13 protein-coding genes are annotated in these 13788 nt (G+C 70.1%); 7 read left to right on the forward strand and 6 right to left on the reverse strand.

All coding sequences use genetic code 11. The features are described 5' to 3' along the window. The first annotated feature begins 346 nt into the window (after nucleotides 1-346). The 3 genes from RVR_RS13385 to RVR_RS13395 all read left to right on the forward strand — a co-directional run bounded on the left by RVR_RS13385 (nucleotide 347) and on the right by RVR_RS13395 (nucleotide 2854). The gene (locus tag RVR_RS13385) at nucleotides 347-1513 is read left to right on the forward strand and encodes an MFS transporter (protein WP_202234069.1); all 1167 of its coding nucleotides are present in this window, start codon (nucleotides 347-349) and stop codon (nucleotides 1511-1513) included. Nucleotides 1514-1579: 66 nt separating this feature from the next. Continuing rightward, nucleotides 1580-1897 (forward strand): FmdB family zinc ribbon protein, encoded by a 318-nt coding sequence (locus tag RVR_RS13390; RefSeq protein ID WP_202234070.1) that lies wholly within the window; start codon nucleotides 1580-1582, stop codon nucleotides 1895-1897. 102 nt (nucleotides 1898-1999) lie between these two features. Beyond that, on the forward strand, nucleotides 2000-2854 hold the full coding sequence (locus RVR_RS13395) for an S-methyl-5'-thioadenosine phosphorylase (protein ID WP_202234071.1): 855 nt from the start codon (nucleotides 2000-2002) through the stop codon (nucleotides 2852-2854). A gap of 1426 nt (nucleotides 2855-4280) precedes the next feature. Here the strand turns inward: RVR_RS13395 and RVR_RS13400 are convergent. Then, the gene (locus tag RVR_RS13400; RefSeq protein WP_202239695.1) at nucleotides 4281-4529 is read right to left on the reverse strand and encodes a hypothetical protein; all 249 of its coding nucleotides are present in this window, start codon (nucleotides 4527-4529) and stop codon (nucleotides 4281-4283) included. Between the two features lie 113 nt (nucleotides 4530-4642). Here RVR_RS13400 and RVR_RS13405 point away from each other — a divergent pair, with 113 nt between their 5' ends. Then, on the forward strand, nucleotides 4643-5818 hold the full coding sequence (locus RVR_RS13405; protein WP_202234072.1) for a PLP-dependent cysteine synthase family protein: 1176 nt from the start codon (nucleotides 4643-4645) through the stop codon (nucleotides 5816-5818). Between the two features lie 132 nt (nucleotides 5819-5950). On the opposite strand, the gene RVR_RS13410 is transcribed toward RVR_RS13405, so the two are convergent. Both RVR_RS13410 and RVR_RS13415 read right to left on the reverse strand, forming a co-directional pair. Beyond that, nucleotides 5951-6718 (reverse strand): VIT1/CCC1 transporter family protein, encoded by a 768-nt coding sequence (locus RVR_RS13410; protein WP_202234073.1) that lies wholly within the window; start codon nucleotides 6716-6718, stop codon nucleotides 5951-5953. 117 nt (nucleotides 6719-6835) lie between these two features. Continuing rightward, nucleotides 6836-7831, reverse strand: coding sequence for a sigma-70 family RNA polymerase sigma factor (locus RVR_RS13415; RefSeq protein ID WP_202234074.1), 996 nt, complete (start codon nucleotides 7829-7831; stop codon nucleotides 6836-6838). 201 nt (nucleotides 7832-8032) lie between these two features. On the opposite strand from RVR_RS13415, the gene RVR_RS13420 reads away from it, so the two are divergent. Then, nucleotides 8033-8557 carry a GNAT family N-acetyltransferase gene (locus RVR_RS13420; protein ID WP_202234075.1) on the forward strand — a complete coding sequence of 175 codons (525 nt, stop codon included), beginning with the start codon at nucleotides 8033-8035 and terminating at the stop codon, nucleotides 8555-8557. 119 nt (nucleotides 8558-8676) lie between these two features. Beyond that, nucleotides 8677-9462 (forward strand): dioxygenase family protein, encoded by a 786-nt coding sequence (locus RVR_RS13425; protein ID WP_202234076.1) that lies wholly within the window; start codon nucleotides 8677-8679, stop codon nucleotides 9460-9462. Between the two features lie 164 nt (nucleotides 9463-9626). Here the strand turns inward: RVR_RS13425 and RVR_RS13430 are convergent, their stop codons facing one another. Further along, on the reverse strand, nucleotides 9627-11135 hold the full coding sequence (locus tag RVR_RS13430) for an MFS transporter (RefSeq protein ID WP_202234077.1): 1509 nt from the start codon (nucleotides 11133-11135) through the stop codon (nucleotides 9627-9629). A 258-nt stretch (nucleotides 11136-11393) separates the two neighbouring features. Next, entirely contained in the window at nucleotides 11394-12050 is a 657-nt protein-coding gene (locus tag RVR_RS13435; RefSeq protein WP_237404715.1) for a TetR/AcrR family transcriptional regulator, read from the reverse strand. A gap of 166 nt (nucleotides 12051-12216) precedes the next feature. Here RVR_RS13435 and RVR_RS13440 point away from each other — a divergent pair, with 166 nt between their 5' ends. Further along, nucleotides 12217-12729, forward strand: a complete 513-nt coding sequence (locus RVR_RS13440; RefSeq protein WP_202238588.1) for a MarR family winged helix-turn-helix transcriptional regulator — start codon at nucleotides 12217-12219, stop codon at nucleotides 12727-12729. Between the two features lie 87 nt (nucleotides 12730-12816). On the opposite strand, the gene RVR_RS13445 is transcribed toward RVR_RS13440, so the two are convergent. Then, nucleotides 12817-13641: an ABC transporter ATP-binding protein gene (locus RVR_RS13445; protein WP_202234078.1), complete on the reverse strand. Its 825-nt coding sequence runs from the start codon at nucleotides 13639-13641 to the stop codon at nucleotides 12817-12819. Between the last annotated feature and the right edge of the window lie 147 nt (nucleotides 13642-13788).

Below are 13788 nucleotides of genomic sequence, written 5' to 3' on the forward strand. Positions count from 1 at the left end.
CCTACGTATGATGAGGGCGTATTTGTCGAGTGCAACCCCTGCCTGACGCAGGACCGGCGCGGATGTCCCGCGCTGAGCGGACGGTCCTCGGCGCGAACGCCGTCCATGGCGTGCAGGCGCTACCAGGCAGCAGAAAGTCCGGAACGTGGCATCCAAGGTGTCCACATCTTCGCCGTACCCCCTGCCTGGCTCGCCTTCCGAGGCCCCCTCCCATGCGACCGCCCAGGCCACGACTGGTGCGCCAGGAGGCGAAGAGGCCCGTGGCCCGGGTTACCTCGGGCTCCTGCGCACCCCTGGGGCCTGGGCGTTCGTCCTGCCGGGGTTCGCGGCACGGCAACCGTTCGCGATGCTCACCATCAGCATGGTGCTGCTCGTTCGGCACGCGACCGGCTCCTACGGGATGGCGGGTGCCGCAGCAGCGCTCACCGGAGCGGCGAGCGCGCTGTGCGCACCCCAGGGCGGCCGGCTCGCGGACCGCTACGGGCAGCGGGCGGTCCTGCTGCCAGGAGTCGCCCTGCACGCGCTGTGCGTCCTCGCGGTTGTGGTGCTCGCGGTGTCCGGGGCGCCCGGATGGGTGCTCCTCGTGACAGCCATGCCCGCGGGCGCCACCGTCCCGCAGATCGGTCCCATGGTGCGATCGCGCTGGTCCGTCGCGCTGGACGACCCTGCGTCCGCGCTCATGCAGACGGCGGCGGCCTTCGAGTCGGTGACCGACGAGCTCACCTTCGTGGTGGGGCCGGTCATCGCGACCGCGTTGTGCACCTCTGTCCATCCTGCGGCCGGGCTGGTCGCCGAGGCCGCGTTGACCCTCCTTGGCGGGGTCCTCTTCGCCGCGCAGCGCCGCTCGGAGCCGCCGGCGCACCGATCACCGACAGGTGGCGCAGGCCAGCACACCTCCGCGCTGTCGCTGTCCGCAGTACGCGCCTTGGCGATCGCATTCCTGGGTGTCGGCGCGGTCTTCGGGGGGATGCAGGTGTCGCTGGCGGCGTTCACGCAGGAGATCGACCGGCCGGGGCTGAACGGTGTGCTCTATGGCGTCTTCGCGGCCGGGAACATGCTGTCGGGCGCGGTCTACGGTGCCGTCTCCTGGCGCCACGCTCCCCGTACCCGCCTGCTGGCCGCCTACGTGGGCCTCACAGCCGCCTGTGCGCCGTTGTGGGCCGCTCATTCCCTGGCGCTGCTGAGCGTGCTCCCACTGATCGCCGGCCTGTTCATCGCGCCCACGATCGTGACCGCGTACTCCATGGTCGACGCCCTGGTGCCTCGATCGGCGCGGACCGAGGCGTTCACCTGGCTGACCGGGGCTGTCGCGTTCGGACAGGCGATCGCTGTGACCGTTGCGGGCCTGCTGGCCGACGCGCGGGGTTCCGCGGCCGGTTTCGCGGTACCGCTGACGGGAACGGCGCTCGCACTCGCGGTGCTCGTCGGGCTCCGTGACCACCTGACGCCTGCTCCCGCCGGAGCACAGGCGGCGGGTGGGATCGATCACCGTCCGCCGGTCTCAGTGGACTGACGGCGGGAAATACTGCACTATTGAGCGTCGTTAGCACTCAACAAGTGAGAGTGCCAGGAGGAGCAAGTGCCGACGTACCAGTACCAGTGCACCGAGTGTGGCGAGGGCCTTGAGGCCGTGCAGAAGTTCAGCGACGACGCGCTGACCGAGTGCCCCAACTGCGGCGGGCGACTGCGCAAGGTCTTCTCGGCGGTGGGCGTGGTCTTCAAGGGCTCCGGTTTCTACCGGACCGACAGTCGCGGCTCGTCGTCCAGCACCACCCCCGCACCCAAGAGCAGCGGTTCGGACACCAAGTCCACCGAGAGCAGCAAGTCGTCGAGCACGAGCAGCACGACCACGTCCGGCTCCTCCTCGTCGTCGAGCAGCAGCGCGTCGGTCGCCTGACCAGCTCGTTCCGGCGCTCGGCACTTCTCGGCATCGACGAACCCCCACTGTCCACACGGTGGGGGTTCATCGCGTCGTCATGCGCGGATTAGGCTGATCGCCATGGTGGGAAGCAGCGGCACGCAGGCACTGGCGGAGATCGGCGTCATCGGAGGCTCCGGGTTCTACTCGTTCCTCGACGATGTGACAGAAGTCACCATCGACACTCCTTACGGCGAGCCGAGCGACTCCCTGTTCATCGGCGAGGTCGCCGGGCGCAAGGTGGCGTTCCTGCCCCGGCATGGGCGCAAGCACCACCTGCCGCCGCACAGAATCAACTACCGGGCCAACCTGTGGGCACTCGCATCGGTCGGCGCGCGCCAGGTCCTCGGGCCGTGCGCGGTCGGCGGCTTGCGTGCCGAGTACGGCCCTGGCACCCTCCTCGTCCCTGACCAGTTGGTCGACCGGACGAAGGGGCGGGACCAGAGCTACTTCGACGGCGAGACCCGCGCCGACGGGCAGACACCGAACGTGGTGCACGTGACCTTCGCCGATCCCTACTGCCCCGTCGGACGGCGCACCGCTGTCGCCACTGCGGGGGCCGGCGGCTGGCAGGCCGTGGACGGGGGAACACTGGTCGTCGTGGAAGGACCGCGGTTCTCCACGCGGGCGGAATCCCTCTGGCACGCCGCGCAGGGATGGTCGGTCGTGGGAATGACGGGGCATCCCGAAGCGGTCCTCGCCCGGGAACTCGGTCTCTGCTATACGTCGTTGACGCTGGTGACGGATCTGGATGCCGGAGCGGACACCGGCGAGGGCGTCTCACACGAGGAAGTCCTCGAGGTTTTCGCCGCGAACGTCGGGAGGATGCGCGACGTCCTCTTCGACGTCGTCAAGGCATTGCCGGAGGGCGACGAGCGCAACTGCCTGTGCGTCAATCCCCTGGGCGGTCAGGAACCCGGGATCGCGCTTCCCTAGCGGCGCCTGCGGTAGCAAGTCAACGATCAGACCGTCTTTCACCCCGACAGCCCAACGGTTTTTCATCGGAAACGGGTTATCCACAGGGGCTCGAACGGCGTTGCGGGAAATGCGCGATCGTGGAGAGGCCGACTGATCCCGGTCGGCCCTTTCCCTCACGGTTGACGGTGATCGCGCATGCAGTTCCCCAATTCCCCCACAGCTACCGACGCTTGCGTTCCTGACGGACCTCAGGTCACACCTGCTGCCGGCTCGCCTCAGCCGTACGCACCTCCACGCATCGCCGTGCCGCTCTTTCCTCCGATCCGTGCCGGCGGACGAGGTGGAGGAAGGTTCGGCGCGGCGTTGCGACGCAGACGGCGGCACCTCGCCACGGCCCTTGCCGTGACGGCGGCGCTGGTCGCGGCGGCCTCGGCTCACGGCGCCTCGCCACGACCCGAGCGAGTGGTACCGCGCGCAACTGCTCCAACTGGGCCCACGGCAACCACGCCGCCCCCACGCCATGCTGTGCAGCTAGTCAGAGCGCCCGTGCGGATCGCTGACCCGGAGGCAGCCGCCCTTCTGCGCCCGGGCACGCGCGTGGACGTGCTCGCCGGGGCACGAGTGGTGGCTTCGGCTGTCACCGTCGTGTCCGTGCCGGCGGGTTCCGTCTCGTCTCAGCAGGCGGCGCCCGCCCCGCCCGAGAGTGCCGGCGCAGGTGGCGGCGCGCTGATCGTGCTGGCTGTTCCACGCCGTACGGCCGCGGCGCTGTCCGGAGCGGCCGCCGTGTCTCCCTTGGGTGTGGCGCTGTGCTGAATCATCCACTCGCGAAGTGGCATGCGGTGGCTTCCCGTTCAGGCGCCCGGGGCGGCCATACACTCCGGTGCGCCACGGCGAGGGCGATGCAGGCACACGGGAGCGCGCAGGAAGAACAGCCTGGGACTTCCGGATGGGTCCAGGGGACCCACCGCGCCGGGACAACAAGCCGAACCCGCCCTCGCGAAGACCAACGCTTCCGTCTCCCGAGATGCCGAGGGCTCGGTGGTGGGTCGGTCCGTCAGCCGGTACGCCGAAGCATTCGCTACGAAGGGCCGCGCTGGGTGCTGGTCCTTTCGCAGAAAGCCGTACCAGTCGAGCGGCGCACACACACCGCCCGGCCGCACCCCAACCCCGTAGGGGCGGGCGGCGATCCCCAGGCGGCCGCTCAGGAGGAGAGAACCGGCGCGCCGACACGAGGCCACGACGATGGGCCGGTAGCGGTCGCCGAGGGCAGCCGGCAAGCGGACGAAGGAAGCAACGGCTCCGAGGGCAGAGACCGCCGGGACCGACCCGTGGAAGGAAGCGGCCCAGGGCACCCTGCTCGGGCCTCGCACCGAGGCGAACCGCTCTTCGTCACGGAGAACCCCGTGCGTGGGATCAGTGTCCGCCTCGGCGCACCGGGCCTGCTTCAGATGTGGTGCGGCGGCTTCTCGTTCAGGAAGCGGGTGAAGTCGTCGTCGGCTGAGTTCGAGGGGACGTCGCCCCAGCCGCGGTCGGTGTCGTCGGCCGACAGTCGGTCGAGCGGGTCGTCGAAGACGATCCCCGCGCCGACGGAAACCGATGCGCCGCGCGGAGTCGGAGCGTCCGAAGAGGAGCCGGTATCCGTTCCGGAACCCGGCGCCGTGGGCTCACGTCCGATCTCGTCGCCTGTGCTCATGCCACCAGAGTACGGCTCCGGGCAGGGCTCGCGGGAGCCGCGCCCACCCAAGGAGGTGTACGGAGATACCCCAAGTGTCCGTTTGGGGTCCCAGGACGGATATACCTGGCCTCATGGACACCCCGAAGCCGGCACCGTCCCCCGTGCCCCCGCCCGGAGACGGACTCGTGCAGGTACTGGACATCGACCGAAGCGACCACGCGTACCGTCGCTGGTTGAGCACTGCTGTGGCGAAGGTCCATGCCGACGCCAACAGGTCCGCCGATACCCATTTGCTGTCGGTGCCGCTCCCGGCGGACTGGGGCGTCGACCTCTATCTGAAGGACGAGTCGACCCATCCGACGGGCTCGCTCAAGCACCGGCTGGCCCGGTCCCTGTTCCTCTACGCCCTGTGCAACGGCTGGATCAGGCCGGGACGCCCGGTGATCGAGGCATCGAGCGGCTCGACGGCGGTCTCGGAGGCGTACTTCGCCCGTCTGATCGGTGTCCCCTTTGTGGCCGTGATGGCCCGCGGAACGGTGCGGGCGAAGGTCGAGCTGATCGAGTTCCAGGGCGGCCGGTGCCACCTGGTGGACAACCCGAGCGAGGTGTACGAGGCGGCCGCCCGGCTGGCCGAGGAGACCGGCGGCCACTACATGGACCAGTTCACGTACGCGGAGCGGGCGACGGACTGGCGGGGCAACAACAACATCGCGGAGTCGATCTTCCGGCAGATGGCCTCGGAACGCCATCCGGTCCCGACGTGGATCGTGGCGACCGCCGGGACGGGGGGAACCTCCGCGACGCTGGCCCGATACGTGCGGTACGCACAGGCGACGACGGGCATCTGCGTCGCTGATCCGGAGAACTCGGCGTTCTTCCCCGGATGGCGGGACGGCGACCTGGGCGCCACCACGGCGGCCGGCTCACGGATCGAGGGAATCGGCCGGCAGCGGGTGGAGCCGAGCTTCGTGCCGGGCGCGATCGACCGGATGATGCGCGTGCCGGATGCTGCATCGGTCGCCGCCGTGCGCGTCCTGGAGAAGCTCCTGGGGCGGCGCGCAGGGGCGTCGACGGGGACCGGCCTGTGGGCTGCGTTCCGGATCATCTCCGAGATGCGTGAGAGCGGTGAGCGCGGGAGCGTCGTCGGGCTGATCTGCGATCCGGGCGAGCGCTACGTCGAGAAGTACTACGCGGACGCGTGGCTGCGGGAGCAGGGCATGGACATCTCGCCGTACCTCGCGTGTCTGGAGCGCTTCCTGCAAAGCGGGAAGCTGGACTGCCCTGGCGCGGAGAGCCACCGGGCCTGACTCTCGTCGGGCGCTTCGGCGTCTCAGTGCCTCGGCATCCGATGGGCGGGCCGCCTCCGCATTTCGGCATGCCCACGGGACTCAGGGGGCACCAGTGCGCCAGCCGGCCGGGATGAGGGCCTGGGGCGGACGTCAGACCCCTGCGGCGCCGAGGAGCGTGCCGACAGCATAGGTGACGGCCATCGCGATGACGCCTCCCGCGACGTTGCGGACGACGGCGGGGCGCGCCGGTGCATTGCCGAGATCCGCGCTGATCCGGCCGCACGCGACGAGCGCGACGACCACGGAAGCGACCGTGACGGCCAGACGCCAGCTTTGGGGCGGCAGCACGATGGCGAGCAGCGGGAGCAGTGCGCCGGCGGTGAAGGACACGAAACTCGCCCAGGCGGCGTGCCAGGGATTGGCGAGTTCGTCGGGGTCGATGCCCAGCTCGACACGGGCGTGGGCGCCGAGCGCGTCGCGGGCGGTGAGCTGTTCGGCGACCTCTCGAGCGAGTTCGTGGGTGATCCCGCGTTCTTCGAGCAGACCGGTGAGTTCGGCGAGTTCGGCCTGGGGGGTCGTGGCGAGTTCTTCCTGCTCGACGGCGAGGGCGGCCTGCTCGGAGTCGCGCTGCGTGCTGACGGAGACGTACTCCCCCGCGGCCATCGACAGCGATCCGGCGAGCAGCCCGGCGAGTCCGGCGGTCAGCAGCGCGGAGCGGGAGTCGGTGGCTCCCGCAACGCCGACGACGATGCCGGCGGTCGAGACCACCCCGTCGTTGGCGCCGAGGACCGCTGCGCGCAGCCAGTTCAGGCGGGTGCCGAGACCGTTGTGGTGCGGCTCGTCCGGGTGTTCGCCGAGGTGGTCGGGCTCGTCGGGTGCGTCGGGCTCTTCGTCGTTGCCGGCGCGGTCGTCGCTCATGGCAGGCAGCGTCTCATTGCGTGCCCGGTCGATGCGCGCAGGACAGGCCGAACCCCGGCGCGGGGGGGATGCACCGGGGTCCGGGTCTGTGGGCCACGGGTGACGTGGCGGTTGTGGTTATGCCGCTTCGTAGTCCAGTCCGGTGGCGCGGGCCATGCGCTTCAGGTCGGCGAGGGCGTGCTTCTCGATCTGCCGGATGCGCTCGCGGGTGAGGCCGTGTTCCTTGCCGACCTCGGTGAGGGTGCGCTCGCGACCGTCCACGATGCCGTAGCGGGCCCGGATGATGGACGCGGTCCGGTCGTCCAGGCGGTCGATGAGGCCGTCGAGTTCCTCACGGCGCAGCATGACGAGGACGGAGTCCTCCGGTGAGGGCGCCGCGCCGTCCTCGACGAGGTCGCCGAACTCGGTCTCACCTTCGGCATCGACCGACATGTTCAGCGATACCGGGTCGCGGGCCCAGTCGAGGACGTCGGAGACGCGCTCGGGGGTGGAGCCCAGTTCGGTGGCGATCTCGGTGGGTTCGGCGTCGCGGCCGTTCTCACGGTTGAATTCGCGCTGCACGCGCCGGATGCGGCCGAGTTCCTCGACGAGGTGGACGGGCAGCCGGATGGTGCGGGACTGGTCGGCGATGGAGCGGGTGATGGCCTGGCGGATCCACCAGGTCGCGTACGTGGAGAACTTGAAGCCCTTCGCGTAGTCGAACTTCTCGACTGCGCGGACCAGGCCGGCGTTCCCCTCCTGGATCAGGTCGAGCAGGGGCAGGCCGCTGCGGGGGTAGCGGCGGGCCACGGCGACGACGAGGCGCAGGTTGGAGCGGATGAAGACGTCCTTGGCGCGTTCGCCTGTGGCGACGAGCGCCTCAAGTTCCTCCCGCTTGGCGTCGCTGCCCGCAGATGCGGGGAGATCGGCGTCGGCGGCGAGTATGCGCTCCGCGAAGACGCCCGCTTCGATGTCGCGGGAGAGCTCGACTTCCCTGGCGGCGTCGAGCAGCGGGGTGCGAGCGATCTCGTCCAGGTACATGCCGACGAGGTCGCGGTCGGCGACTTCCCCGCCTGCGGCGCGAACGCTGCTGGTCCCACCTGCTTGACGACGGGCGACGGCACGGGTTGCCATGCGTGCTCCCTTTCGAAGGTGCGGTCGGTCTGTTTGTCGGACGGGTCCGGACGCGTCACCGGTCTCGCGCGGTGCGGCTTCCTCAGTTCTGCGGCTTCCCCATCCGCTCTGGATAACGACTGGAATGCGGACACAATTCCCATGTCGTCACCTGTTTTTTATGATCATGCAGTATCCTGTGCCGCCACACAGAGAGGCGACATGGTGGCGGATCGTACGAACGTGCAGGTCGGCCCAGGTGGCGAAGCCGATCTGGCGGCTCTGACGGACATCTACAACCACTACGTCCGCGAGACGGCCGTCACGTTCGACGTGACCCCCCTCACCCCGGATGAGCGTCGCCCGTGGTTGCTCTCCCATCCGGAAGACGGCCCTCACCGGCTCATGGTTGCTCGACTACCCGGTCCGGACGGGCGAATTCTCGGTTACGCGACCAGCGGCGCGTTCCGGCCACGGGCCGCGTACGCGACGTCGGTGGAGACGAGCGTCTACCTCGCGCCGGGCGAGGGCGGCCGCGGCATCGGGTCATTGCTCTACGGGCGCCTCTTCGCGGCACTGGAGGCCGAGGACGTGCATCGGGCGTATGCGGGAGTCGCTCTTCCGAACGACGCGTCGGTACGCATCCACGAGCGGTTCGGCTTCCGACAGGTCGGCCTCTACGAGGAGGTCGGCCGCAAGTTCGGCGCTTACCACGACGTCGCATGGTTCGAGAAGCGCGTCACCTGACCGCGACCCTCGCCTCCGGGCCCGGCGTCCATGGGTGCGGGACACCGGACCAAACTCTTTGAACCTTCAACCGAATGGGATACCGTCGAGGCATACGCTTGAAATCTCAAGGAGGCGTGATGACCACGGCGACACCGGAGCGCATGCCCGCGCTCTACCTCTCGCACGGCGCACCGCCCCTGGCGGACGACCCGGTGTGGCCGGGGGAACTCGCCGCCTGGGCGGCCGACCTGCCCCGTCCGAAGGCCATCTTGATGGTCTCGGCCCACTGGGAGGAGGCGCCCCTGGCGATCGGCGCCACCAGCCGCGTGCCCCTGGTGCACGACTTCTGGGGCTTCCCCGAGCACTACTACCAGGTGACCTACGACGCGCCCGGTGCTCCGGCGCTCGCGGAGGACGTGCGCAAGCTCCTGCGCGGCGTAGGGCAGCCGGTGCAGGACGTGCCGGACCGCGGGCTCGACCACGGGGCTTACGTGCCCCTGGTGGAGATGTTCCCGAACGCCGATGTCCCGGTGCTCCAGGTGTCGATGCCGACGCTGGCACCGCAGGAGCTGATGAGGATCGGGCGCCGACTCGCACCGCTGCGTGACGAGGGCGTGCTGATCGTCGGCAGCGGCTTCTTCACCCACAACCTGGCCGCACTGCGGCACGCGGGCAGCGGACCGCCGAGTTGGTCGAGCGAGTTCGACGACTGGGGCCATCGGGCGCTGGGGGCGCAGGACATCGACGGGCTCCTGGACTTCGAGCACGCGGCCCCCGCGGGGAGGCTCGCGCACCCGCGTACCGAGCACTTCGCGCCGCTGTTCGTCACCCTGGGTGCCGCAGAATCCGAACTCGGCAGCCAGCGCAGCGTCATCGACGGCTTCTGGATGGGGCTGGCCAAGCGCTCCGTCCAGTTCGGCTGACCAGGAGGGCGACGACACCCGCGCCCGTGCGGGGCCGCCGGCCCACCTGCCCCGCGTGCGCCGGCGGACCACTCACGACGAACGGCAGGTCCCCGCGGTTCCGGGTTTCCGGAACGCGGGGCCCTGCCGTTCATGTCCGAGCGCCTAGGGCGCCGGGTCGGACGTCAGTGTGCGACGACCGGGATGGCGATGTCCTCGAGCGACTCGTCGCCGTCGGCGCGGGTGCCCGTGTTCTGGACACCTGCGTTCAGGAAGGTGAACGCGATCACGGAGGCCAGCAGCAGGATGCCCATCGCCACGTAGATGGCGACCGAGTAGCCGTGCACCGCGCCTTCGTTGATCAGCAGCGGGTTGGTCCGGTCGGCCGCGGTGTGCATGTGGCTGGTCGCCCAGGAGGTGGTCGCACTGGCAGCCAGGGTGTTCAGCAGCGCGGTGCCGATGGAGCCGCCCACCTGCTGCGAGGTGTTGACCATGGCGGACGCCACACCGGCGTCCTCCGGCCGCACCCCGTAGGTCGCCAGGCTCATGGCCGGCATGAACGCCGTGCCCATGCCCAGGCCCATGAGGACCAGACCGGGCAGCAGCACCTCGGCGTAGCTGGAGTCGACCTTGATCTGGGCCAGGATGGCCATGCCGATGGCGGCCACCAGGAAGCCGGGTGCCATCAGGAGCCGCGGGCGGACCCGCAGCATCAGGCGCGCGCCGATCTGGGTGGAGCCCACGATCATGCCGGCCACCATCGGGAGGAAGGCGAAGCCGGACTTGAGCGCGGAGTATCCCTGGACCTGCTGGAGGTAGTACGTCAGGAACAGGAACAGGCCGAACATGCCGATCACGGCCAGGCCCAGCGACAGGTAGATGCCGCCGCGGTTGCGGTCGGTGACGACGCGCAGCGGCAGCAGGGCGGCGCGCACGCGCGACTCGACGAAGGCGAACGCGGCCAGGAGCACCACCGAGGCCACGAACAGGCCGATCGTCACGCTGGAGGTCCAGCCGTCGGACTCCGCGCGGCTGAAGCCGTAGACGAGGGAGATCAGACCGGCGCTCGCGAGGACCACGCCCGGGATGTCGAGGCGGTTGCGGTTGCGTCCGGTGGCGGGCTCGTGGATGTACATCACGGCGCCGATGACGGCGACCACCGCGAACGCGATGTTGACGAAGAGCACCCAGCGCCAGTTCAGGTACTGGGTCAGCACGCCGCCGAGGATGAGGCCGACGGCCGCGCCGGCGCCGGCGATGGCACCGTAGACGCCGAACGCCTTGGCGCGCTCCTTGGCGTCGGTGAACATCACCGCGAGCAGCGACAGGGCCGCGGGCGCCAGAAGCGCGCCGAAGGCACCCTGCAGCGCGCGGGCACCGTAGAGCATCGCCGGGTTGACCGCGGCGCCGCCGAGGGCGGAGGCGGCCGCGAAGCCGAGCAGGCCGACGACGAACGCGTTCTTGCGCCCCCACAGGTCGGCGATCCGGCCGCCGAACAGGAGCAGGCCGCCGAAGGCGAGCGTGTACGCGGTGATGACCCACTGGCGGTCGCCGTTGGAGATGCCGAGCGCCTTCTGGGCGGACGGCAGGGCGATGTTCACGACGGTCGCGTCGAGCACGACCATCAGCTGGGCGAGGGCGATGAATATGAGCGCTGTCCAGCGCTTCGGATCGGGCTTGAGCTGTTCAGACATGAGTGGTCTCACAAAACGAGGTGCGGAGTGACAGGACGTGGGGACGTGTGTCAGCAAGCGGTCCCAGGGGTCGGATCGGCGTCCTCGCCCGGTTCCGACGTACGAGGTGTTCGGGAGGTCGAGATGTCGAGCGGTCTTCGGTGACGCCCGGTCGGCCGCCGTGCTGGTCGGCCTGTGCATGCGGGTCGCGATCCGCGGAGTGATCGGCACGCGGCGAAGTCGCCTACGGTAGTACCCGCCAGGGCTACGGGCGAACGGTTAATGGCAGCCTTGCAGGTCCTCCAGGGTCGCGGCGGTGCCCTCGAGCCTCGACCGCGCGGGAGCGCGCAGTCCGTCGAGGAAGAGTTGCAGGTGGCGTCGCACGAAGCGGTCGAAGCCGGCGCAGCCGCTGCCCGGCAGCGGCCGGGTCAACTGCGTCAGCGCGACCATCAGGTCGCCGACCGCGATGTCGCCGCGCACCTGGCCCGAGCACTGGGCCCGGTCCATGATCGCGGTGATCGCGCGCTCCATGCGGCGCGCTTCGGGCTCCACCGCGGGATCGCTGCGGTCGAAGGCCGTCGACAGCATCGGGCACAGGGCGCCGATGCGCTCGTCGGCGGCCTCGAAGGCGAACCGCTGGAGCGCGGAGAAGGCGTCCGGCTCTTCGGCGAGGGCGTCCTCGGCGCTCCGCGCGGTACGGGCCATCACCGACAGGGCGACCTGGCGGACGAGTTCGGTGCGGTCCGTGAAGTGGCGGTAGAGCGTGGCGTTGCCGACGCCGGCGCGACGCGCCACTTCGTCCAGGGGGACGTCGGGGCCGAACTCCACGATCGCCTCGCGGGCGGCGTTCACGATCCGCTCGCGGTTGCGGGTGGCGTCCGCACGCAGCCTCGCGGCGCGCGGCCTGGCCGCAGTGGTGGTGATGTCGAGCGCCACGGCCAGCTCCCTTCGGTGGTCCTGTCCTGGTGTGCCGGTGGCCCCGAGCGGGGCCGGCGACGAAACGGAGGCTGTCCCCGTTTGCGTACGCAAGGTTAAACGGGGAGTCGATCCCCGGATATTTCCCGGGCTCAGGTGACGCGCGTCACATTGTCTGGCCGTTTTTATTGAATATTCAACGACATTCCCCTACCATGCGAACATGGAGTGGCTGACGGAAGACGAGCAGGCGACCTGGCGGGCCTTTCTGCAGGCCACGACCTTGCTGGAGGACCATCTCGACCGCCAGCTCCAGCGGGACGCCGGCATGCCGCACATGTACTACGCGCTTCTCGCCACTCTCTCCGAGACACCAGAGCGCCGGATGAGGATGACCGAACTCGCCCAGCGGACCAAGATCACGCGCTCCCGGCTCTCCCACGCGGTCTCACGCCTCGAGGGCAACGGCTGGCTGCGGCGCGAGAACTGCCCCTCCGACCGACGCGGCCAGCTCGCCGTGCTGACCGACGCAGGGTACGACGAGTTGGTGCGCACCGCGCCCGGACACGTCACGGCGGTCCGCGCGGCGATCTTCGACCGGCTGAGCCCGGAGCAGGCGGAGCAGCTCGGCGAGATCTCCCGGATCATCGCGGACGGCCTGAACCACCCGCAGGGAACCGACCTGCCCTGGCTTCGCTGAAAGGCCGTCAGGATCGGCTGAGCGGGCGCCTGCGGGCCTTTCGTACCGGAATCGACCAGGAAGATAGGCGTGAGGCCGCCGCGGCCGTCAGCGGCGGCCTGAGCGGGCCAGCCACCGGCCCTCGTGGCGGCTGACCTCGATCGGCCGGCCGAAGCACTCGGTCATCCGCTCCGCGGTGAGGACGTCCTCGGCGCCGCCGGAGGTGAGCACGCGGCCCTCCTTGAGCAGCAGCACGTGGCCGATCGCGGGCGAGAGCTCCTCAAGGTGGTGGGTGACGGTGATCGTGGCGAGTGAGCTGCGCGTGGTCGCGAGGCGGTGCATGGCGTCGATGAGGTCCTCGCGGGAGGGCAGGTCGAGCGCGTTGAACGGCTCGTCCAGCAACAGCAGCGACGGATCTGCCATCAGCGCCCGGGCGACCAGGATGCGCGCCCGCTGACCGCCCGAGCACACGCCGAAGGCGCGGTCGGCGAGTTCCTTGATCTCCAACTCCGCGAGGAGGGCGTGCGCGCGCTCCCGCACCTCGTCGTCGTACTTGCGCCACAGCGGCTGCACGGTTCCGGTGTGGCCGGTCAGCACGACGGTGTGTCCGGTGGCGTCCTGCGGGATCTTCTGCGCGGAGGACACCAGGCCGATGTGGGCGCGCAGCTCGCGTACGTCGACCCGGCCCAGGCGATGGCCGAGCACCTCGACCGATCCGGTCGTCGGATGCATGAGGGCGCCGATCAGGCGGAGCATGGTCGTCTTGCCGGCGCCGTTGGCGCCCAGGAGCGCCCAGTGCTCGCCGGAGCGCACGGTCCAGTCGATGTCGTCGAGGATCACCTGGCCGGTGGTGTAGCGGCGGACGCTGACCGCGTCGAGAGCCGCGACCACCGGTGCCGCGGAGCCGGTCGTGTCCTTGCCGTTCGCTGCCATGCCGAAACGGTAGCTGTAGGTACCAACGGCCCGCAGGGGCGTTCCGCGATGTGGATACGGTCGCGGGACCCGCGCCCCGGGCCGGGATCCGGTGGCCCCCGGGGCCGCACGGAGTCCGCCTCCCCGGTGGCGTCACCTCAGGACCGC

Origin of the sequence: Streptomyces sp. SN-593 (assembly GCF_016756395.1) — a bacterium.
Lineage (GTDB): Bacteria > Actinomycetota > Actinomycetes > Streptomycetales > Streptomycetaceae > Actinacidiphila > Actinacidiphila reveromycinica.